The sequence below is a fragment of the Shewanella sp. AC34-MNA-CIBAN-0136 genome (assembly GCF_040309945.1).
Taxonomy (GTDB): Bacteria; Pseudomonadota; Gammaproteobacteria; order Enterobacterales; family Shewanellaceae; genus Shewanella.
Window position 1 is genome coordinate 23,078 of sequence record NZ_JBEOPJ010000023.1, and the last position, 21,947, is coordinate 45,024.

Sequence of the window (21,947 nt, forward strand, 5' to 3'; positions counted from 1 at the left end):
GGCCTTTTTAATGGATGCTATTAACGGTTGTAACAGTTTCTATTCAAGAAATACGCTATACTGCCGATGGATAAGTCATGAAAGTGCCATTGAGAATCCTTATGTTGCGTATCTGTTTATTGTTGTTGAGTGTGGTTTCGATCAATGTATTTGCGGTGACAGAAGCCGTCGATATCTATAGCGATCAACAATTGATTTCGCTCATCCGCTCAAATCAATATTTACAACGCGTAAAAGCAGACGACTGTCAGCTGGTTCAAGACATTGAAGCCCGTGCTGAAGTATTACAGCAACCCATGTACCAATTTTTATGGGCTGAAATGCTTAATAACGGTGTTTGTGTCAAGGCTCATCCTTCTCGCGGCATGGCGCTGCTGCAAACCTCTGCTGAGCAGGGTAGCGCTGAAGCGATGGTAAAATTGGCAGATTATTATTATCGCGGTAAACTAGTGGTTAAAGATCCCAATCGTGCAGTGCAATATGTATTGCCTGCGGCAGCTAATGGGGATTTAACCGCAAGAATGACACTGGTTCATTTATTTGGTGAAGGCTACGGAAGTCCTGCCGATTATGAACTGGGCTATCATTGGTTATATAACAGTATATTTGATGACGACGCCCAACAGAAAAAGGCCTCGTCTTTACTGCAGATGCTCGCTGCAAAAATGCCCGCCAGTATTGTGGCCAGGGCACAGCAGCCTCAGCTGTACACACGTTAAAGGCTCCAAAATATGGAGCGAATTATTTGGAAATTGAATGATCAACGATCCTCATTTTGAGAGAGAACAAGACAAGTACGACAATCCTATTCCTAGCCGTGAGTATATTTTAGAATACTTGCGCGCCCAAAAGTCTCCTGTTTCCCGCGATAAAATAGCTGAAGCATTATCCATTACAGATGAAGTGCCATTAGAAGCCCTCCGCCGTCGTTTACGTGCAATGGAGCGTGATGGCCAGCTAGTCTTTACCCGCGGACAAAGCTATGGCTTACCTGAACGGATGGATTTATTGTCTGGTACCGTTTTAGGCCATCGCGATGGATTCGGCTTTTTTAAGCCAGATGAAGGCGGTGACGATTTATTTATTAATAATCGCGATATGCTGATGTATTTCCATGGCGATAAAGTGCTTGCTCAAAAAGCAGGTACTGATCGTCGTGGTCGTCGCGAAGCACGAATTGTGCGCTTAGTTCATGAGCGAACAGCTGCATTAGTTGGCCGTTATCACGTCGACGGCGGCATGGGTTTTGTTATTGCTGATGACAGACGCATCACCCAAGAAATATTAATTGCCAGCGAAGATACACTAGGCGCGCGCGCCGGTGATGTTGTCGTGGTTGAGTTAACCCGTCGCCCTGGTCGTTTTGTTAAAGCGGCAGCGAAAGTGACCGAAGTCTTGGGTAAGACAATGGCACCGGGTATGGAAATTGAAATTGCGTTACGTAATTATGATTTACCACATACTTGGTCAGCGATTATTGAGAAAAAACTCAAACGTATTCCTGACGAAGTCACCGAAGAAGATAAATTAGGTCGCGTCGATTTACGTCATTTACCGTTAGTCACTATTGATGGCGAAGATGCCCGTGATTTTGATGACGCGGTGTATGCTGAAGCAAAACCAAGTGGTGGCTGGCGTTTATGGGTAGCAATTGCTGATGTGAGTCATTATGTACGCACTGATTCAGCATTAGATACTGAAGCGCGCTCACGTGGTAACTCGGTATATTTCCCATCGCAAGTTATCCCAATGTTGCCTGAGAAAATATCTAATGGCTTGTGTTCATTAAAGCCAAAAGTCGACCGTTTATGTATGGTTGCTGAAATGACCATTTCTGCAGCGGGTAAGTTATCGGGTACTAAGTTTTATCCCGCGGTAATGCACTCTCATGCACGTTTTACCTACACCCAAGTTGCCGACATGCTAGAAGGTGGTGCAATTGCCCCTGAGCATGAAGCATTATTCCCGCATTTATTGTGTTTGCAGTCGTTATATCTGATCTTAGATGAGCGCCGTGCAGAGCGTGGGGCGATTGCTTTTGAAACGCTAGAAACGCAATTCATTTTTAATGAACAACGTAAAATTGATAAAATTGTCCCTAGAGGTCGCAATCAAGCGCATAAAATCATTGAAGAATGTATGATTTTAGCCAACGTGGCGTCGGCGAAATTTGTTAAAAAGCACAAAGGTGAAGTGTTATATCGTGTTCACGAAGCACCATCAGAGCAAAAACTGGCTAATTTTAAAGAGTTTCTTGCTGAGCGTGGTTTAAGCATGGATGGCGGATTAGAGCCGACCCCGACTGACTATCAAAATCTGATGTTAAAAATTGCTGACCGTCCTGACTTTGAGTTAATTCAAGTGATGTTATTGCGCTCAATGCGCCAGGCCGTTTACAGCCCAGACAACGAAGGTCACTTTGGTTTGGCATTAGAAGCTTATTCGCATTTTACGTCGCCAATTCGTCGTTATCCTGACTTAGTTTTGCACCGAGTGATTAAATATTTACTCGCAAAAGAGCAGGACAATGTTAACGATAAATGGACTCAAGATGGTGGTTATCTCTACCAGATTGAAGAGTTAGATGCATTAGGTGAAGAATGTTCCACCACTGAGCGTCGTGCAGATGAAGCTACCCGTGATGTGAGTGATTGGCTTAAATGTGAATATATGCAAGATCACGTCGGCGACACTTTCGATGCGGTTATTGCCTCAGTCACTAGCTTTGGGTTATTTGTCAGATTAAACGAATTATTTATTGATGGGCTGGTACATATTTCAAGTCTTGCCAGTGACTATTATCAATTTGATCCAATGCGCCAACGGTTAATTGGTGAAAATTCTCGCCAAGTATATCAAGTAGGCGATCCTGTGACGGTTAAAGTTGCGGCGGTGAATCTTGATGATCGTCAAATTGATTTATTGATGGTGGGTGACAACACTAAAGGTGCGGGTAAAACAGCGCGTAAAGGCAGTAAGCCAACAACAGCGCGCCAACGAGTGAATGCTGAAGGCGCTAAGTCAGCACGAGGTAAGTCATCTGCAAAGTCTGATAAACCTAAATTAGATAAGCCTAAGTCTGATAAACCTAAATCAGATAAGCCTAAGTCTGATAAGCCTAAAGCCAGCAAGCGTCGTTCAAGCGGAAAAGCTTCATCTCCAGCAGCAAAACCAGCGGCGGTGAAAAAACCTTCTGCAGTTGCACAAAAAACGGATGCAGCAAAACCAGATTCTAGCGTTAAGAAAAACCCTGCCAAGCGCAGCAAGAGAAAGTAATTAAATGAAAAAACAAGATACCATTTTTGGCATTCACGCCGTTCAAGCTTTGTTAGATAACAGCCCTGAACGTGTCATTGAACTTTGGCTATTACAAGGCCGTGATGACGAACGCTTAACCCCGTTAATTAATCTAGCGTCAACCTTTGGTACAACACTACAACGTGCAGCACGTAAAGTGTTAGATGATAAAGCGGGTAGCTCACAACACCAAGGTATTGTGGCTCGCGTCAAAGCTGTTAAGCCGTTGACTGAAAAAGATTTAGATGAGTTACTTGATAAAACTGCAGTGCCTTTCTTATTAATTTTAGACGGTGTAACTGATCCACATAACCTTGGCGCATGTTTACGTAATGCTGATGCTGCTGGGGTACATGCGGTTATCGTACCAAAAGATAACTCAGTAGGGTTAACCTCAACCGTAAGCAAAGTTGCCTGTGGCGCAGCAGAAACCATACCGTTATTTCAAGTGACTAACCTTGCTCGTACTATGCGTCACTTGCAAGATAAAGGTGTTTGGATTGTAGGTACTGCAGGCGAAGCCGAAGGTAATGTATACCAAGCTGACCTCAAAGGGCCGCTAGCGATTGCTATGGGCGCGGAAGATAAAGGTTTACGTCGTTTATCACGCGAAGGTTGTGATTCACTTGTATCAATTCCAATGTCTGGAAGCGTGTCGAGTCTCAACGTGTCTGTTGCCACTGGTGTTTGCTTATTTGAAGCGGTTAGACAGCGTTTAGGTTAATCACCTATCCATTAGCGTTGTTGCTAGCGAAAATAGCAAAGAATGCGATCAAAAAACGGCGATATTAATCGCCGTTTTTATTATCTCGAGCTCAGGATATTGAGTGTTTTACATACTGCTTTAACGTTTTTATTAATTCAAAACGGCTAATGCGTTCAGTTTAAACAAGTGCACTTTAAATAAATACACTTTATATATGCAATTTATGACATCAATTAACGTCTACCGATCTCATTATCGACATCTTCGTCATCCAATTCCTCATGCCCCAAACTATCATCGTTTACTACGCTAGCATAAGCAGTATTATAACCGGCTTGCTCATCGGCATCTTCAAGCTCATCGTCGGTTGAATCTGGCACGCTATCAAATGCATCCTCGGCAGGATTGATCATTTGCTCGTTGACCATTTCTATATCCACACGTGGATCGAATGATGCTGCCAACGGCGAGCTGACTAAATCACCACCTGCCATTATGTAATCTCCAGTGGCAGTCTGTTCGGCTTTTTGGCGTAAATTAATCCACAGTAGTCTTACTAATAAGGTAAACGAACATATTGCCATAAACCCATACAGCATTTGGTCACCTAAGACCTGCATTAAACCAGAAGCGACTAAGGGGCCAATACTTGCTCCAATACCAAAGGTCACTAATATGGTGGCAGACAGTCCTACTCGTTCGTGTTGATCTACGCGTGAGTTTGCTAATGCGGTTGCTAATGGGTATAAGGTGAACGCCAAAATACCAAATAAACTGGTTAATATTAATGAATACACTGAATGGAATGGAACGACCGTAATAATTAATACAATAACTCCCAATAACGTACAGTTAATGCGAATTAATAAGCTACGAGAAATAATGTCAGATAATTTACCCATTGGCCATTGGGCTAACAACCCGGCAAAAATGGTACAAGACATGTAGAGTGCAACATGTTCAGGATCAATACCTTTGGCAGTCGCATAAGATGGCGCTAAACCATAAAAACAACCTACAATCATGCTTCCTAACGCTATTGTCGTTAAGGCTTGAGGGGCTCGTTTCCAATACAGACCCATTTGTAATGGTGCCGGCGTTAACGGTTCTGGGTGAATTCTTCGAGTGATTGAAATAGGCACAATGCATAATGCAAAACATATGGCGATTAACAGCAGTGGTTCTATGCCCAAATCAGGATATAAGCTAATGGCTCCCTGGCCAGCCATTAACCCTAAATAAGATACAATCATGTAACTGGCAAATACGGTGCCGCGTTGATTATTTTCGGCCTGTTCATTGAGCCAGCTTTCTAACACCATATATTGGCACATCATTCCCATACCAACGGCAAGGCGCAATACTAACCATATGGTTAAGTTGTCGATGAGGGCATGACCCAGTGCTGATGCGGTGACGATTCCAGCACAGGCAACAAAAGCACGAATATGGCCAACTTGAGCGATAAGTTTATGGCCAACTTTGGAACCGCACACAAGACCAATATAGTAGGCAGACATCATGCCACCAATCCATATTTGTGGCACTTGCATGGTGGTCAGGCTTAAGCCCAGGTAGGTTGTCAGTAGACCTGCAGCAAGTACCATTAAAAAAGTGGTGCTATATAAGGATGCAAAACTGCGAAGCGGGCTGTCCATAACTGCGCCTTTATTGGTTCAGTAAGGCTACGTTAGCCCTACTGATTGATTGTCTTGTTACGCTTCATTTACGATCAATAATTATTGAAACGTGTACAACAAGTTGAATGTGGTGACTGTATCGGTGTTTTTACTTTCATCAGGCACCACTTCAGTGTACTTGATGTTCATACCGATTTTAAATGCCCAATCTTGAATAAATGTATTTTTATAACTCATATCAAGGGTTAACGTGTTGTTGTCTAAACCTGTTTCGGCTGTTACGTCGGCGTTGAAGCTAGTATATTCTTGCAATTTTACCGTATATTTAGCCGCTGAACGTAATATTACATCACGATTTTCATCAGGGTTTGGTTCAGCAATACTGGCTTGCGGTTGGTCGTAACGATAACCAGGGCCGGCTTCAAGGCTCAATTTGGTTTTATAGTTTTTAATTAAGTCAAAACCGTAACCAGTAGAAATAGTAGAAATACGGGTATAAGAACCAAACTCGTTCCAGGTAAATTCGCCACGACCAAATACATAACCACGCTCTAATTTATAGTTAGACTGTAAAAACAATTCGTACTTTTCCGCAGTAGACTCATTTCCATCAGAGGCATAATAAGCCTTTAATGTCGCTTCTTGTTTGGTGCTCGGCGAGTCGTAAGTTAAATAAGTACGGCCGTTGAAGTTTTTAGTTTCGTTGTTACCACTGTTTAGCTGTAAACCAGCTTCAACTTCAGCATTAAAATTACTAGGCGGTTCTTGATAATCTGGTGGTACTAACGCCCATGCCGGAGCAGACAATAAAAAGAGGCAGCATGTTGTGGCTATGTTTTTCATGGTTATCATTAGACTGTTTTATTCTTGACGGCGTAAACGCGGTATTTTGGACTGTCGCCATCATACCTGTATTCAAGATTGCTGAAAAGAGTGAGTTAGTGCTTGAGTTTATAGCGTACTTTATGTATCATCGCGCGCTCAAATCAGTCACTTTAATTCGTTCCTTGCCTCCACATTGGTCTGACTGAGCCAGAAAAGAGGCTACTTAACCGTAAGGAGCAATAAATGCGTCATTATGAAATCGTATTTATGGTTCACCCAGATCAAAGTGAACAAGTCCCTGGTATGATTGAGCGTTACACCGGTGTTATCACCGCTGCTAATGGTACAGTCCACCGTTTAGAAGATTGGGGCCGTCGTCAATTGGCTTACCCGATCCAAGACCTACATAAAGCTCACTATGTTCTTTTGAACGTAGAAGCATCTGCAGAGTCTATCGAAGAACTAGAAACAGCTTTCCGTTTCAACGACGCTGTTCTGCGTAACATGGTAATGCGCACTAAAGCTGCAGTTACTGAAGCTTCTCCTATGGCAAAAGCAAGAGACGAACGTGATTCACGTCGTTCACCTTCTGATGACCGTAATGTAGAAGAAAGCGCTGAAGAAAACGCTGAATAATTTTTTGTGAATAATCACTTAATGTTGTCTGGAACGATAACTCGTTCAAGGCGATTAGATAGCCCTAGCGGTATAGCCCATGTGGTCATAACGGTAGAGCATAAATCACAAAGACAAGAAGTAGAAATGTTGAGAAACGTCTACTGTTTGATTCAAGTGGTATTAAGTGGTCCGCGCTTTGATAGCGTAGCAAATAAATTACAAGCAGGTGTGCAAGTTGATGTTGAAGGGTTTCTTTCACTACAACAAGGGCGAAATGGACAAAACCGTTTAGTCTTGCATGCTGAAAATGTCGAATTGAAAACTTAGGAGACTGTCAAAATGGCACGTTATTTCCGTCGTCGCAAGTTCTGTCGCTTCACCGCTGAAGGTGTTGTCGAGATTGATTACAAAGATATCGTTACTTTAAAGAACTACATCACTGAAAGCGGCAAGATTGTTCCTAGCCGTATCACTGGTACCAGTGCTAGATATCAACGCCAACTAGCTCGCGCTATCAAGCGTGCTCGTTATCTTTCTCTACTGCCATATACTGATTTACATCAGTAATATTGCAGTATTAATTATTCCTAACAGAATATTGAGGATTTGATAATGAACGTTATTTTGCTAGATAAAGTTGCAAACTTAGGTAGCTTAGGCGACCAAGTTTCTGTTAAAGCTGGTTATGCTCGTAACTTCCTTTTACCTTATGGTAAAGCAGTTGTAGCAAACACAGCAAACACTGAAGTATTTGAAGCTCGTCGTGCTGAATTAGAAGCTAAATTAGCTGCTGAATTAGCTACTGCGACAGCTCGTGCTGATAAATTAACTGCATTAGAAGCTGTTGTTATTGCTTCTAAAGCAGGTGATGAAGGTAAATTATTCGGATCAATTGGCAACCGTGATATCGCTGATGCAGTTACTGCAGCTGGCGTAGCACTTGCTAAATCTGAAGTTCGTTTACCTTTAGGTGCTTTACGCACTACTGGTAGCTTCGAAATTGAAGTTCAAGTACACGCTGAAGTTAAAGCTGTAGTTAAGATTGCTATTGTAGCAGAAGCTTAATTACTGTTTAGCTCCATAAAAAACACCGCCTCCTGGCGGTGTTTTTTTATGTCTGCGATTTAATCACTAGCCTTGTTAACACCATCTGTTTAGGCCGCATGGCCAGCTGTTTAGGATCTTTCAATGCCAGAGAATATTCCAGTGAACCTCTATTTGATGGTCACTGGAATATTGTTTACCAGGGCTAGTTTAGTTCTTTTTTAGTCGCTGCTTCAGGCGCTACTACAACAGTCGCTTTGGCCGGTGCTTTGGTTGCAACTTCGGCAGCTGCTTCAGGGGCTACTACAACTGCCGCTTTGGCTTGTACTTTGGTTGTAATTTCTGCAGGGGCTTCTGGTACTACTACAACTCCGGCTTTAGCAGATGCTTTGGTTGCAACTTCGGCAGCTGCTTCAGGGGCTACAGCAACTGCTGGTTTGACTTGTACTTTAGTTGCAACTTCTGCAGCGGCTTCTGGTACTACTACAACTGCCGCTTCGGCTTGTACTTTGGTTGCAACTTCTGCAGCGGCTTCTGGTACGACTACAACTCCGGCTTTAGCAGATGCTTTGGTTGTAACTTCGAGGGCTACTTCAGGCGTTACTGCAACTGCTGGTTTGACTGGTATTTCAGTTGTAACTTCGGCAGCTGCTTCTGGTGTTACTGCAACCACTGCATTGGTAGGAACTTCAGTCGCTGCTTTTATTGCAACATCGGGTGCAACATCGGGTGCAACTTCAATTGCCGCTTCTGCAGGTATTTCAGTTGCAGTTTCTATTGCAACATCAGGCGCTACTTCAGTTACCGCTTTGGCTGGTGCCTCAGTTGCCACTTTGGCTGGTGCCTCAGTTGCAACATCAGGCGCTACTTCAGTTGCCACTTTGGCTGGTGCCTCAGTTGCCGCTTTGGCTGGTGTCTCAGTTGCCACTTTGGTTGGTGTCTCAGTTGCCACTTCGGGTGTGACGACTGTTACTGCTTCAGTTGCAATTTCAGGCAATATTTCGGTTGTTGCTATGGCAGTAACTTCAGTTGCTACCTTTGCTTCTCCTTCAACCTTGGTCACTAAGGTTAACTCTTTTATCAAATTATCAGCGTGATCGACCTTGTCCATCATCCACAAAATGTAGCGAATATCGACATGTACGGCACGGGTAATCGTTGGGTTAAAGAACCAGTCTTTAGTGATGGCTTCATAAGTTGAGTCGAAGTTAAGACCAACTAACTCACCTTTACCATTTAACACTGGTGAGCCTGAGTTACCACCAGTAGTGTCAGCACTTGATAAAAAGTTAACCGGTACAGAGTTAAAATCGGCGGGCTTGTCTAAACAAGACATAAATTGACAACTGCTTTGCTGCTTATATACCGATGTGACGCGATGTTTACCTAAGTCGTCAGCTTTAATTGCCGCTAACAGTTTCGCGGGAGCATTATACGGTGCTTCACCGGTGTTTTTGGCTAGGATGCCAGCTAAGCGAGTAAATGGCTGCTTGTATAATGCATCTTTAGATTGATAGCCATCAACCATACCGTAGGTAATACGTAATGTGCGGTTAGCATCAGGGTATACAGGCCAGTTATTTGATTTGTAATAATCAATAATCGCCTTCATATATTCAGGACGAACAGATGATAATTTACCTGCAAGTAGCTTTTCGCTCTTTTCCAATGCCATATTGGTGTCATGAATGGCCACCGCTAAACGAATAAATGGGTCATCGCTAATCTCAAAATCTTCAGCTCTTTTACTCATCCACGCTAGGCGTTTAGCTTGGTCGGTGAGCTCTGTTAATGCATACAAACCTTCCACTTTAGACTCTAGCTGTTCAAAATTGTCTGAACTGCTTAAGGCGTTATCAAACACTTCAGTTTTTAACGGTTGTCTTACATAGGCTTGTAAGTCTTGTAACCATAAAATTTTATCGACCACGGGATCGAAGCTGCTATCGATACGTTTAAGTGCTGCTTTAAACATTTTCATATCACGCAGCTGAAACCCTGACTCACGTTGGTCATTGGGTTTCTTCCTTTCTTTAGCTAAACGGTACAGTTTGCTAGCAGCCTGAAGCATTTCGCTTGATTGGGCATTTTTAAAGAAATAATTGGTTTGCATTTGCTGATGTTTTTCAGCAAGTAGTGCTTCAAGATCACTGATGAGATTTTGGTTAGCACCAGGATCTTTTTTAAGCCAAGCGAGAAAGTCATTCTCACGTTGCTGTTTAATACCAACAATATCAGTGGCGTTAAAGCCATCTAATAAGCCATTAAGCTTTTTCATCCGGTTAGCCATTGAGGCCATAGTGCCGGCATATTTAAGCGCGATATCTTTATCTACATCGCCCATTAAGGTAATGGTATCAATTTGCAACTGGTAGCGTTTTGCGTAGGTTGGATATATCCAATCACTGGCAAACTGTAACTCACTGGTTAAGTTGTAACGGCTGGTAGAACCTGGATAACCGGCCACAAAAATACCATCGCCTGCTTTTACACCGTCTGCGTTCACTTTTAAGTAGCTTTTAGGCTGATATGGCACATTGCCTTTTTTAAACGTTGCAGGCTTACCGTCTTTACCCACATAGGCGCGTAAAAAGGTAAAATCGCCAGAATGACGAGGGTATTCATAATTGTCGATATCGCCGCCAAAGCCGCCAATACTTTTAGGTGGCGCATACACCAAGCGTACATCTCGAATGATTAACTGTTTCGTCAGATAATATTCTAAGCCGTGGTGAAAACTGTTAACTGAGCAACGGTAGTTGTCATCTGATTCGCAGATTTTAATTAATGCTTTTTTATTCGCTTGGATATCTTCAAAGCGTACCAAAGGTTCGGTGCTTAAGTTAGCCATAACGCTATCGGTCACGTTGGTAACTTCCTCGGTAATGTATAAGCGTTCGTTTGGCCCAGCAGAAGGTTCTTCCGCTTGGGTGTTTGCTAAAAAGCCATCTGCGAGGTAATTATGTTCTTTTTTGCTGTTATATTGTATGCCGCGATAAGCACAATGATGGTTTGTGACAACTAGGCCTTGGGGGGATACAAAACTGGCGGTACAATACCCCAAACTGACGACAGCATTCATTGGGTACTGTCCCAAATCTGCCAGTTGTGATGCGGGAATATCAATACCACGTTGCAGGAGTTTGTCGGCAATGGATGGCATTTGATACGGTTGCCACTGGCCTTCATCGGCAAAGGCAAAACCAGATGTCAGCACAAGTGCTGCAACAAGTGCTATACGCATGTATTTTCCTTAAATAATTATTTTATTTCCGTTTGACGGAGCTGTTATTCTAATCGGTCATGACGGCAAATTAAGCTAGACCACGGTGTTATACCATATTTTATAAAGTCGTTGGAAATTGGGAGTGTTAATGTCACAGCAAGGTGCTTTTAAAGCAAGAAACAGGCAAAGAGATGTAGAAGTTAATGCATTAAAATTGCCTCCTCATTCAATAGAAGCAGAACAATCCGTTTTAGGTGGATTGATGCTAGATGCTGAAGCGTGGGATCGTGTTTCTGAAGCGGTTGTGCCAGAAGATTTTTATTCTCGTTCTCATCGAATGATTTTCACGGCTATGCAACGTTTAATGGAATCGGGCCAACCGCTGGATTTAATTACCGTATCCGAACAGCTCGAAATTGAAGATCAATTAGACGATGCTGGCGGCTTTGCTTACTTAGGCGAAATTGCCAAAAATACCCCCAGCGCCGGTAATATTTTATCTTACGCAGACATTGTGCGTGAACGTGCCGTAGTACGTGACATGATTGCCGTTGCCCACGAAATTGCCGATGCGGGTTATAACCCAGAAGGCCGTGATTCAAGTGCATTATTAGATTTGGCTGAAACCAAAGTCTTTAAAATCGCAGAAATGCGTACCAATGCCAATGAAGGCCCGGAAAACATTAAAAGCATTCTTGAAAAAACCGTCGATAGAATTGAGCAGCTTTATAACAATCCCCATAACGGTGTGACAGGTGTTTCAAGTGGTTTTAATGATTTAGATAAAATGACCGCAGGTTTTCAGTCTGGCGACTTAATTATTGTAGCCGCGCGTCCTTCTATGGGTAAAACCACCTTCGCGATGAACTTGTGTGAACAAGCCGCCATGAATGAAGACAAGCCAGTACTTATTTTCAGTCTCGAGATGCCGTCAGAACAGATTATGATGCGTATGTTAGCCTCGCTTGGCCGTGTAGACCAAACCAAAATTCGTACAGGTCAATTAGACGATGAAGATTGGGCGCGCGTGTCTTCAACCATGGGTATCATGCTTGAACAAGGTAAAATGTACATCGATGATGGCTCAGGGTTAACCCCAACCGAAGTGCGCAGTCGTGCCAGACGTATTGCGCGTGAGCATGGCGGGTTATCAATGATCATGATCGATTACCTGCAATTAATGCAGGTACCGTCGTTAAAAGATAATCGTACCTTAGAAATTTCAGAGATCTCTCGTTCATTAAAAGCCTTAGCCAAAGAATTAGAAGTACCTGTTATTGCATTGTCGCAGCTTAACCGCTCGCTAGAGCAACGAGCCGATAAACGCCCAATTAACTCTGACTTACGTGAATCGGGTGCGATTGAGCAGGATGCCGATTTAATTATGTTCATCTATCGCGACGAAGTGTATAACGACAGCTCTGAAGATAAAGGCACCGCAGAAATCATTATCGGTAAGCAACGTAACGGACCTATTGGGCGTATTCGTCTGGTATTCCAAGGTCAATTCTCTCGCTTTGATAACTATGCTGGGCCGCAATTTGAAGAAGATTAATCATTGATTAGACTGTATTTGTGTTTTTAGTATCGTTATTTATGATATTAGTTTATCTCTGTTAATGAGGTTGCATTCATGGCCCTAAACCTCTTAACAGACAGCAAGCCGCGCCATGTTATTTATTGTTAATTAAGGCAACCTATTGAAACCTTTTCCTCGTGCAGAAATCAGTCGTTACGCATTGCAAAGTAACTTGGCACAATTGCGCCTTATTGCGCCCAATAGCAAAATTATGGCAGTGGTTAAAGCCAATGGTTATGGCCATGGGTTATTAAATGTGGCTGAAAGTGTCGGCTTATTAAATTATGTAGAAAGTGTCGGCAAGTATCATGGCGGCGCAGATGGGTTTGGTTTGGCAAGGCTTGAAGAAGCATTGCAACTCAGAGAAGGCGGCGTAAAAGGTAAGCTTTTATTATTAGAGGGTTTTTTCCGTCAGTCAGATTTACCCACACTAGTTAGTCATAATATCGATACTGTGGTTCATCATGAATCGCAATTGCAAATGCTTGAAACTATCACGCTAGATAAGCCTGTCACCGTATGGATAAAAATTGATACTGGCATGCATCGTATTGGCTTTAGTCTTGAGCAGTTCGACAGTATTTATCAGCGTTTGCTGGCTTGTCCGCAAGTGGCTAAGCCGATTCATTTAATGACTCACTTTGCCTGCGCCGACGAACCCGATAATATCCTTACTCAAACGCAAATGAATGCCTTTGAGCAATTGATTAGTGGATTAGAAGGCGATCGCACCTTAGCAAATTCTGCAGGTACCTTATTTTGGCCAACAAGCCAAGCCGACTGGATAAGACCCGGCATTGCGCTTTATGGTGTATCTCCGGTGGTGGGTGATAGGGGCGTTAATCATCGATTAATTCCGGCGATGGAATTAGTATCCAATCTGATAGCTGTGCGCGAACATAAAGCCGGCGATAGTGTCGGCTACGGTGCAACTTGGACCGCTAAAAAAGACACTCGCTTAGGGGTTGTTGCCATTGGTTATGGTGATGGTTACCCACGTAATGCGCCAGAAGGCACACCGGTATGGATTAACGGCCGCCGAGTACCGATAGTCGGTCGAGTGTCTATGGACATGTTAACCGTAGACCTAGGTGCCGATGCACAAGATAACGTCGGCGATAGTGTTCAGCTGTGGGGTAAAGCACTTGCAGTAGAAGAAGTGGCCGAACACATTGGTACCATTGCTTATGAATTAGTCACTAAGCTTACGCCACGAGTGTTGGTTGAACTGCTCGATTGAGCATGAGATTGATATAAACAATGCCCAATACGTAGATAATGTGTTGGGCATTGTTGTTTTAGATACTTTTTTAGGTGCTGTAGTTTTAGATACTGTTGTTTTAGGTGCTGTAGTTTTGAGGCTCTGTTTTTTTAAGAATTGGGTGCCAGCGTTAGATTCAGTTTTTCACTTTGGCGTTAACTTCTAATGTTTGATTAAGAATCCTCAAAGCAAATTTCAATAAAAGCGTTACCGAATTCGTGGCTAAAAGGCATCATGATTTTTTTACCGCGCGCTTTATGAGAAATAGTATGGTTTTTACCAGACACCACAGCCGGTGTTGCCATATCAAAGTCGTAACCTTTTTCGCTGAGTAAGTTTTTGGCACCGCCAGTCACCATGTTAGTTATTTCACCCACTAAATCAGTTACTTCATCATTAATAACCCCCGGTTTTTCACCAAGCATTTTATTCATAATTTCAAGGATAAGTGATTGCTCAAAAGTAATCGACAGCGAACCGCGAGTTTTAGGACCCACCATACCAATCAAGCCAGATACGTCACCTTTTGCAAGGTCATGGTTTTTTAATTGAGGTTTACCAGGCTTAAGATCCATTGTTGCCATGGTAGAGATTACATTGATTAAAGACACAAGAAATGGGTTGATGAATTCAACGTTCATAGGCAAAGCAATCCTTCTACATTTTAAAGGGTGGCATAGTATATAGAGAGGGCATAAAGAGTGCGTAACGCTACACGGCCCTATCATTATAGTAGCTGACTAACACAAATACTGACTATATCAGCAAAGTAAAATACAGGTTTAAGCTTAGAGCACAAAAAGGAAATTGATAGTGGCATTAACGGTAAAAATATTTTTATACAGTTAATTCATGTAACAAAAATCTAGAATGAGCCATTAATTTACTATGGTCGGTCTAACGCTACAAGGGCTGAGCTGAGCATCAATTGATTGCGCTACTGACTAAGGTGGTTTCTAGTTGGAGCTAATATTGATTACCCATGCACTTAAAAGTAATTAGCGCGACAGCGAAGACTGCAAACGTTGATTATCCAATGATGATAAATTCGGTTAATGCCACATCAAAGCGAGGCTCACCAACGGATAAGCACAGCAATAGCTATGCTCGTGCGCTTCTTTTCCATTATACCGATGTTGGATAGTTCATTATGTTAAGTCGCTGACTGTAATTGTAATGATTCAGTTTGGAATTTCTATTAGCTAGTTCATGTTTTTAACGCTGTGTTGGCTACCTGAAAAGCTAAGATGATTTAATCGCTTTACATCAATAAGATGGCAAATGTAGGATAAATCAATAACGCAATGACTAAACGTCATGTACCACAAGGATCGAGCAAGTGTCGAAATCTGTAGCAATCACAATAAATGATCAATTTTCACGAGTTGATTTTCTGAAACATAGAACGCCAGAAACCACTAATGAACAAGCAAAAAATGCTTTTGCGCTATTATCTGAATATAGAGACGGTGGAATATATATCGCTCATTATTCCGGTTTTAGTGAGTGGGAGAAACACCCAAAAGGTGATGAGTTCGTTCAGATTTTAGGTGGAGAAACGACATTAGTCCTTCTAGTTGATAACGTAGAGCAACGTTACCCTTTATCGACGGGGCAAATGTTGGTTATCCCCCAAGATGTTTGGCACCGTTTTGAATCACCAGAAGGTGTTAAAATTATGACAATAACACCGCAACCAACAGAGCATAGTATCGAGAAGCCAAACGGAACATAACAAATAACGATAGGTCGGCTGAAGCCGTATTAAGTACCCATTAGCGCGAGCAGCCCGATTCGGATAAGCAAACATGCTGTCGTGAAAAGTGCCGTTGTGCAATGTGCCGTTGTGAAAGGTAGTAAGAAGATAAACCTTGGATTACTCTGCATTTTTAAACTTTAAGCTATTGTTTTAGATTGTTTTTTAATTTAATGAGAAATCATATCGTTGTACAATAAAAATAACTAAATAAGAGGTGTTCTATGGATGGAAAATCATTAATCGTTATTTTAATAATGGTGTCAGCTTCAGCTTCAGCTTCAGCAGAAGTCTATAAGTGTGCAGATGGTAAGTATCAAGCAGACCCGTGCGACGACCAAAGCGAACTGTTAGATTTAAGTAATGTAGGCAGCGTGGTTGCACCATCGAGAGGTTACCCTGAAAGTCTAACTAACGAGACCATAGATGCAAGGCAGCTGGATAGTGCTGTTAATGCGCGTGATAAAAAAGCTGAAATCGCTCAATACTTACGTAAACAAAAAATTGAACGTGACATTAGAAACCTCGAAAAAGAAAGGAAAAAAGCGTTCAAAGATCGTGATGATAAAATCGATCAATTGCGTACCACTGGTAAGCGAGCTAACAATAATTTAGCGGGTGCAACTTGGCAGCAAAGTCTAGCGCAAGAAATGACCGCAGTTATGCAACAGGGCAGTACCGAAGTCGAATCAATTGATCGTCAAATATCTGCACTTAGGTCTGAATTAAAACAACTGTAAACCAAATAAACTAATCAATAACCGTGGCTACCAATTGGTGGCCTTTCTTTACGCGAATTAAGCAACGGTACTTACATGCACCATCAGCTTTATCATGTTTATGAATGCTATAAGACGCCATAATTTTGGTTCCCCACTTTTATTTGCCCAATTCATTATGGTTCCCCTGGCCTCTAAAAACGTGTAAAAGCGTCTTAAAATGTGTGAAAAACTCAAAAACGTGAGAGGTGTTAATTCAGTGAATACAACGTCAAAGCTAGCCATACCAACGTATACACTCTATCGCACCGTGATCTTTCCCTAAATCAGTAGACACTTGCTTCTCGATGATGGGTTAATGATATAATTAGCCATTACTTAGGGCAGCCCAGTTGTTTTAGCCTAATTTATGACTTTTTTACTGGCTCCTTGTGCAACAACGATTACCCAAAATGCAGCTAAAAAGGTGCATCAATACCGCAAATTATGAGTATAAAGAATTCAGTGAATACAACACCAAAGCTAGTCATACCAACAGATACGCTTGATCGCACCTTTTCCATTGCGCCGATGCTGGATTGGACTGACCGCCACTATCGTTACTTTGCACGCCTTATGTCGAGCAAAGCCTTGTTGTATACCGAGATGATCACCACGGGTGCTATATTACAAGGTAAGGGCGACTATTTAGCTTATAACGAGCAAGAGCATCCTGTAGCGTTACAGTTGGGTGGCTCTAACGCTGTGGATTTAGCGGCGTGTGCCAAATTGGCTGCTGAGCGCGGTTATGATGAAGTGAACCTCAATGTAGGGTGTCCGTCTGATAGAGTGCAGAATGGTCGCTTTGGTGCGTGTTTAATGGCTGAACCTGCGTTAGTAGCGCAATGTGTTGATGCGATGAAGCAGGTAACCGATATGCCGATCACGGTAAAAACCCGTATTGGGATTGATGAGCAAGACAGTTATCAGTTTTTAACGGATTTTATTGAAACCGTGAGCGCTCAAGGTTGTAGTGCATTTACTATTCATGCGCGTAAAGCCTGGTTACAAGGGTTAAGCCCGAAAGAAAACCGTGAAATTCCGCCGCTAGATTATGATCGGGTTTACCAGTTAAAGCGTGATTATCCACACTTGAACATCAGCATTAACGGTGGCATTAAAACCCTTGAAGAATCTAAGCTGCATCTAACCCAGCTAGATGGAGTGATGGTGGGGCGTGAAGCTTATCAAAACCCCTATATATTGGCGCAAGTTGATCAGCAATTGTGTGGACTCGATACCGTGGTGATTACTCGTCAGCAAGTGATTGAGCAAATGTTGCCGTATATTGAGGCTCATTTAGCCCAAGGCGGTCGGTTAAACCACATTACTCGTCATATGATTGGTTTATTTCAAGGATTGCCGGGTTCACGTGGCTGGCGTCGTCATTTAAGTGAGAATGCTCATAAGCCTAATGCTGATATTGGGGTAGTGCTTAAAGCCGCTGAGTTTGTTGATGCCGAAGCATTGGCCAGTGACGAATCGACTTTGATATAACACTTTATATTAATAGGTTATATCGAGAAGTTATATCGCGAGGTATTTCAATAGAATACGTTGTCAAATAAACGCCCAGACGGTTATATTAACAATAGCCGTTAGCATATCAAAAGCGTCTTTTATTAGGCGCTTTTTGATTTTTTAACTCGCTTGTAAAATCAGCTCGAGAATCCATAAAGCCTGCTAGACAAAAGTGGCCAAGACAATTACCTATGATAAGACCTAGAAAGGCTAGACCGTCAGTAACTATTGTCAGTAACTATTGTCACGAATCCAGTTACTAAACCTGTCACTCACGCAATCATTTTCTCAATTATTAACTCATCCATTATCTCAATCATTAACTCTGTCAGCGTAACCATCACATTCATCAACTATTAATCTCGCCGTTAATTTAACCTCTACTTCAGCCACTCATCTAAGCACTTACTTCGCTGTAGCTTTTCGGTGGGTGGTAATATTGGGCTATTTCTGACGACGTTTTAGTCTTGCTAAGATGCTTAATAAAAATCACTGGTCATTTTCACTAACTATATGGTTAATTTTACTACCTGTTGGTTTTTTGCTCACGACTTTAGTTCAGTTATATAAACTATAATTAATTTATTTGGTTTACAAATTAAGTGGTTAGAGTGGTTTTTGAAAGTTGGCACGCAGCTTGTAATACCTATTGTGTAATCAACTAGACGGGTGTTTAGTTGCCATTAACCAACACAAGAAAGGATGCCATTATGTCTACATTAACTTCAACCAACGTGATTCGCCGTAGTGTTCAACTATCAATTGCTGCAGCATTATTGGTTACCGCCAGTGTTTCGGCACAAGCAGATGAAATTTCAATCTCTAATACAGTCGCTGCGCTAGAACAGAATATGACGCAAGCGAGCCAAGAGATGATTTCAAATGTGAAGCAAGAGTTAATGCTGTCGTTGCAAACTCAAATTGCTGAACAAGTTTTTGAAATTAATTCAGCTTTAGAGTTTGCTAGCTTTGAACAACCACAAGTGAGTACCGCTGTAGCTGCTGAGAATAAGTAATGGATGGGGCGATGAATATAGGCTTGGTGCTGCCATTAATGTCGTTATTGTTATTGCCAGTTATCAGTTTTGCATTGTGTGCGATGTTAGTCAGCTGGCTGTTTTGGCCAAGCATTAATGACCAAGCTTAATCTTAACTCATTGCTTTTAGAATAAACCTTATTAAGTACGAGAGGATAATATGAACCGTTTAATCAATAGATTACAAGATGAAACTCGAATTGTATGTGGCGTATCTGCGAAGTTAGCAAAACAATATGGCTGGTCATTACTTTGGACTCGTATTGTGACAGTAGGATTAGTGCTAACCAATCCAAGTATTAGTTTACTTGCGTACTTTGTGATTGCAGTGGTGATGAGTCAAAAAACATCTCGATTTTAAGGCTTGCCCAGTAATGAGTAAGCGGGGGAAGTTTAATTACCCCGCAGATAGGTTATGCATTGATGTATGTGGTTATTTTTTTAAGAAAGCTTGGAAGCGTTGTTTTGCTTCGTTACTTTGTAAGCGTTCAGCAAACTCAACTAATTCTAATTTCATCTGAGCTTTAACTTCTGCCTGGTTATGACGTAAAAGCCGTTTTGATGCTTGCATAGATAATGGTGGCAGAGCTGCCAATTTTTTTGCTTGCGCTAGACTGAAGCTAATGAGCTCGTCTTGCGCAACCACGCGGTTAATAATGGTTAATTTTTCAGCCGTCTCTGCATCAAAGGCTTCGCCCAGTAAAATCAGTTCAGCCGCTTTTTGTTGGCCAACAATTAAGGGTAACAAGATGCTTGAGGCTGCTTCTGGTACTAGCGCTAAATTGACAAATGGCATTTGGAATTTAGCCTGATTGTCGGCGTACACTAAGTCGCAATGCAATAGTAGAGTTGTTCCTATTCCCACAGCCGCTCCGGTTACCGCTGCAACCACAGGCTTTTTAAGATCTAACAAACAAAACAAGAATTTAACGGTTGGATGATTGTCATCTAAGGCACCACTTTGCAGAAAATCGACGATATCATTGCCAGAGGTAAAACAGTTTTCGGTACCATGGAACAGAAAGGCACGAATATCATTGTCGGCTTCACCTTGGATCAGGTATTCTGTGAATTGCTGATACATTTCTAGATTAAAGGCATTGCGCTTTTCTGGACGATTAAAACTGATGATACGCACGCCTTGATCATCTCTTACCTGAATATGACTCATTCGTAGCTTCCTGTTGTGAACGCGAGTGGGATTACATGGAGTTTAAGACATTGAAAGCAATATTCAAACATCTGTTTAACTTTTTAGTGTTATCATCATTATCATTCGCAGCCACTGCTAACGTTGTCTTGGTCGATGGACATGTTAGAGCTATGCCTGCGAGTGTGCCCAATACCGCCGCTTATTTTACGTTAGAAAATCATAACAACAGTGATGTTAAGTTAGTTGAAGTGAAGACGAGTGTGGCAAAAGTAGCGCAGTTGCATACAATTTTAGAAGAAGATGGCATGGTTAAAATGCGTCAAGTCGAAGGGTTTACCATACCGTCTCACGGTTCGTTAACACTTCAACCTACTGGCGACCATGTGATGTTGTTGTCGTTAACTGCGCCATTGGTTATTGATGACAAAGTGCCTTTAGAATTAATTTTTGAAGATGGTCAGCATCTTATGATTGAGCTTACTGTGCTTAAACAAGCCGCGGCTCAACATGATGAACATGCAGAACATCATCACCATCATTAAGGAGCAATATTGATGCAAGTAACAAGGAATAAAATTTTAGCCGTTTTTGGTGTGCTGGGTTTAGTACTTTACTTTGTTAGCGTGTGGTGGAGCGTTGAGCCGAATCCAATTAAGCCGGTATCGTCGCAAACTGATAACGGTAAGTTAATTGTGGGTTATGCCACAACAACTGCATTAATTGACACAATGGAAACCTTGCTGGCTAAACCAGGTGGTTGGCTGTCTAATGATATTATGCCTCCGTCGGTAATGATGGATAACATGCCTGCATTTGAATTTGGTGCATTAGAACAAGTGCGTGATTTAGCACTGACTATGCGTAAAGAGTTTAGTCGTTCACAGTCGCAGTCTACTGCGGATACTGATTTGTTAGGCGCTCATTCGAAGTTAAACATCGATAACACCAGTTGGTTAGTACCAAGCGCCGAAGGTGAATATCGTGATGCTATCAAATTATTGAAACTTTACCGTGCTAAAATCAACGACGCTGATAACAATAATGCTCAGTTTTATGCTCGTGCAGATAATCTCAATGAATGGCTTAAAGAAGTTCAGAAACGTTTAGGCAGTATGTCGCAACACTTATCTGCCAGTGTGGGCCAAGAACGATTAAATACTGATTTAGCAGGTGATTCGTCTGCGCGTCAATCTACACCTGGTTTATCAAGTAATGAAATTAAAACCAGCTGGTGGAAAATTGATGATGTATTTTATGAAAGCCGTGGTTCAGCTTGGGCATTATTGAATTTTATGCGGGCAATTGAAGTTGATTTTGCCGATGTGTTAGAAAAGAAAAACGCTGAGGTCAGTTTACGTCAAATTATTCGTGAACTTGAAGCAACTCAGCAAACAGTTTGGAGCCCTTTGGTTCTTAATGGAAATGGTTTTGGTTTAGTGGCTAATCACTCGTTGGTGATGGCTAATTATATTTCGCGTGCAAATGCCGCGGTAATTGATTTAACTAATTTACTCTCACAAGGATAA

At 42.0% G+C, this 21,947-nt stretch carries 21 protein-coding genes and 1 pseudogene; 17 read left to right on the forward strand and 5 right to left on the reverse strand.

Annotated features, from left to right (window positions below; translation table 11 throughout):
• Positions 1 to 101: 101 nt before the first annotated feature.
• Genes AAEY94_RS18490 through rlmB form a run of 3 tightly spaced genes read left to right on the forward strand, consistent with a single transcriptional unit; the run spans position 102 to position 4,021 of the window.
• Positions 102 to 719, forward strand: coding sequence for a tetratricopeptide repeat protein (locus tag AAEY94_RS18490; RefSeq protein WP_392341439.1), 618 nt, complete (start codon positions 102 to 104; stop codon positions 717 to 719).
• 37 nt (positions 720 to 756) lie between these two features.
• Complete coding sequence (rnr, locus tag AAEY94_RS18495; RefSeq protein WP_350979563.1) at positions 757 to 3,276, forward strand: ribonuclease R; 2,520 nt, start codon at positions 757 to 759, stop codon at positions 3,274 to 3,276.
• 4 nt (positions 3,277 to 3,280) lie between these two features.
• Complete coding sequence (rlmB, locus tag AAEY94_RS18500) at positions 3,281 to 4,021, forward strand: 23S rRNA (guanosine(2251)-2'-O)-methyltransferase RlmB (protein WP_011638792.1); 741 nt, start codon at positions 3,281 to 3,283, stop codon at positions 4,019 to 4,021.
• A gap of 215 nt (positions 4,022 to 4,236) precedes the next feature.
• Here the strand turns inward: rlmB and AAEY94_RS18505 are convergent, their stop codons facing one another.
• Positions 4,237 to 5,661 (reverse strand): MFS transporter, encoded by a 1,425-nt coding sequence (locus tag AAEY94_RS18505; protein ID WP_192114196.1) that lies wholly within the window; start codon positions 5,659 to 5,661, stop codon positions 4,237 to 4,239.
• Positions 5,662 to 5,742: 81 nt separating this feature from the next.
• Positions 5,743 to 6,486, reverse strand: coding sequence for a DUF481 domain-containing protein (locus tag AAEY94_RS18510; RefSeq protein ID WP_392341432.1), 744 nt, complete (start codon positions 6,484 to 6,486; stop codon positions 5,743 to 5,745).
• Positions 6,487 to 6,711: 225 nt separating this feature from the next.
• On the opposite strand from AAEY94_RS18510, the gene rpsF reads away from it, so the two are divergent.
• The 4 genes from rpsF to rplI are packed head-to-tail and all read left to right on the forward strand — an operon-like array spanning position 6,712 to position 8,151.
• Entirely contained in the window at positions 6,712 to 7,104 is a 393-nt protein-coding gene (gene rpsF / locus AAEY94_RS18515; protein WP_011638789.1) for a 30S ribosomal protein S6, read from the forward strand.
• 21 nt (positions 7,105 to 7,125) lie between these two features.
• Positions 7,126 to 7,413, forward strand: a complete 288-nt coding sequence (priB, locus tag AAEY94_RS18520) for a primosomal replication protein N (protein WP_011638788.1) — start codon at positions 7,126 to 7,128, stop codon at positions 7,411 to 7,413.
• A 12-nt stretch (positions 7,414 to 7,425) separates the two neighbouring features.
• Positions 7,426 to 7,653: a 30S ribosomal protein S18 gene (gene rpsR / locus AAEY94_RS18525; RefSeq protein ID WP_101085203.1), complete on the forward strand. Its 228-nt coding sequence runs from the start codon at positions 7,426 to 7,428 to the stop codon at positions 7,651 to 7,653.
• Positions 7,654 to 7,698: 45 nt separating this feature from the next.
• On the forward strand, positions 7,699 to 8,151 hold the full coding sequence (rplI, locus tag AAEY94_RS18530; RefSeq protein ID WP_162023883.1) for a 50S ribosomal protein L9: 453 nt from the start codon (positions 7,699 to 7,701) through the stop codon (positions 8,149 to 8,151).
• Between the two features lie 1,033 nt (positions 8,152 to 9,184).
• On the opposite strand, the pseudogene AAEY94_RS18535 reads toward rplI, so the two are convergent.
• Positions 9,185 to 11,374 (reverse strand): annotated as a pseudogene (locus tag AAEY94_RS18535) (S46 family peptidase); the annotation flags it as partial.
• Positions 11,375 to 11,504: 130 nt separating this feature from the next.
• On the opposite strand from AAEY94_RS18535, the gene dnaB reads away from it, so the two are divergent.
• Both dnaB and alr read left to right on the forward strand, forming a co-directional pair.
• On the forward strand, positions 11,505 to 12,911 hold the full coding sequence (dnaB, locus tag AAEY94_RS18540) for a replicative DNA helicase (RefSeq protein WP_101085206.1): 1,407 nt from the start codon (positions 11,505 to 11,507) through the stop codon (positions 12,909 to 12,911).
• A 145-nt stretch (positions 12,912 to 13,056) separates the two neighbouring features.
• Entirely contained in the window at positions 13,057 to 14,175 is a 1,119-nt protein-coding gene (alr, locus tag AAEY94_RS18545) for an alanine racemase (RefSeq protein WP_101085207.1), read from the forward strand.
• A gap of 194 nt (positions 14,176 to 14,369) precedes the next feature.
• Here alr and AAEY94_RS18550 read toward each other — a convergent pair whose 3' ends face one another.
• Positions 14,370 to 14,837 carry a chemotaxis protein CheX gene (locus AAEY94_RS18550; RefSeq protein WP_101085209.1) on the reverse strand — a complete coding sequence of 156 codons (468 nt, stop codon included), beginning with the start codon at positions 14,835 to 14,837 and terminating at the stop codon, positions 14,370 to 14,372.
• A 341-nt stretch (positions 14,838 to 15,178) separates the two neighbouring features.
• Here AAEY94_RS18550 and AAEY94_RS18555 point away from each other — a divergent pair, with 341 nt between their 5' ends.
• The 6 genes from AAEY94_RS18555 to AAEY94_RS18580 all read left to right on the forward strand — a co-directional run bounded on the left by AAEY94_RS18555 (position 15,179) and on the right by AAEY94_RS18580 (position 19,629).
• Positions 15,179 to 15,340: a hypothetical protein gene (locus AAEY94_RS18555; protein WP_192114199.1), complete on the forward strand. Its 162-nt coding sequence runs from the start codon at positions 15,179 to 15,181 to the stop codon at positions 15,338 to 15,340.
• A gap of 195 nt (positions 15,341 to 15,535) precedes the next feature.
• Entirely contained in the window at positions 15,536 to 15,931 is a 396-nt protein-coding gene (locus AAEY94_RS18560; protein WP_182743147.1) for a cupin domain-containing protein, read from the forward strand.
• Positions 15,932 to 16,176: 245 nt separating this feature from the next.
• Positions 16,177 to 16,692, forward strand: a complete 516-nt coding sequence (locus AAEY94_RS18565) for a hypothetical protein (protein ID WP_350979569.1) — start codon at positions 16,177 to 16,179, stop codon at positions 16,690 to 16,692.
• A gap of 465 nt (positions 16,693 to 17,157) precedes the next feature.
• Positions 17,158 to 18,207 (forward strand): tRNA dihydrouridine(20/20a) synthase DusA, encoded by a 1,050-nt coding sequence (dusA, locus tag AAEY94_RS18570; protein ID WP_162023880.1) that lies wholly within the window; start codon positions 17,158 to 17,160, stop codon positions 18,205 to 18,207.
• A gap of 734 nt (positions 18,208 to 18,941) precedes the next feature.
• The gene (locus AAEY94_RS18575) at positions 18,942 to 19,247 is read left to right on the forward strand and encodes a hypothetical protein (RefSeq protein ID WP_059744650.1); all 306 of its coding nucleotides are present in this window, start codon (positions 18,942 to 18,944) and stop codon (positions 19,245 to 19,247) included.
• 181 nt (positions 19,248 to 19,428) lie between these two features.
• Positions 19,429 to 19,629: a PspC domain-containing protein gene (locus AAEY94_RS18580; RefSeq protein ID WP_011638776.1), complete on the forward strand. Its 201-nt coding sequence runs from the start codon at positions 19,429 to 19,431 to the stop codon at positions 19,627 to 19,629.
• A 72-nt stretch (positions 19,630 to 19,701) separates the two neighbouring features.
• On the opposite strand, the gene AAEY94_RS18585 is transcribed toward AAEY94_RS18580, so the two are convergent.
• Positions 19,702 to 20,439, reverse strand: a complete 738-nt coding sequence (locus AAEY94_RS18585) for an enoyl-CoA hydratase-related protein (RefSeq protein WP_101085214.1) — start codon at positions 20,437 to 20,439, stop codon at positions 19,702 to 19,704.
• Between the two features lie 35 nt (positions 20,440 to 20,474).
• On the opposite strand from AAEY94_RS18585, the gene AAEY94_RS18590 reads away from it, so the two are divergent.
• Together AAEY94_RS18590 and AAEY94_RS18595 are read left to right on the forward strand one after the other, a co-directional pair.
• Positions 20,475 to 20,963 carry a copper chaperone PCu(A)C gene (locus tag AAEY94_RS18590; protein WP_011638774.1) on the forward strand — a complete coding sequence of 163 codons (489 nt, stop codon included), beginning with the start codon at positions 20,475 to 20,477 and terminating at the stop codon, positions 20,961 to 20,963.
• Positions 20,964 to 20,975: 12 nt separating this feature from the next.
• Positions 20,976 to 21,947 carry a DUF2333 family protein gene (locus tag AAEY94_RS18595; protein WP_350979573.1) on the forward strand — a complete coding sequence of 324 codons (972 nt, stop codon included), beginning with the start codon at positions 20,976 to 20,978 and terminating at the stop codon, positions 21,945 to 21,947.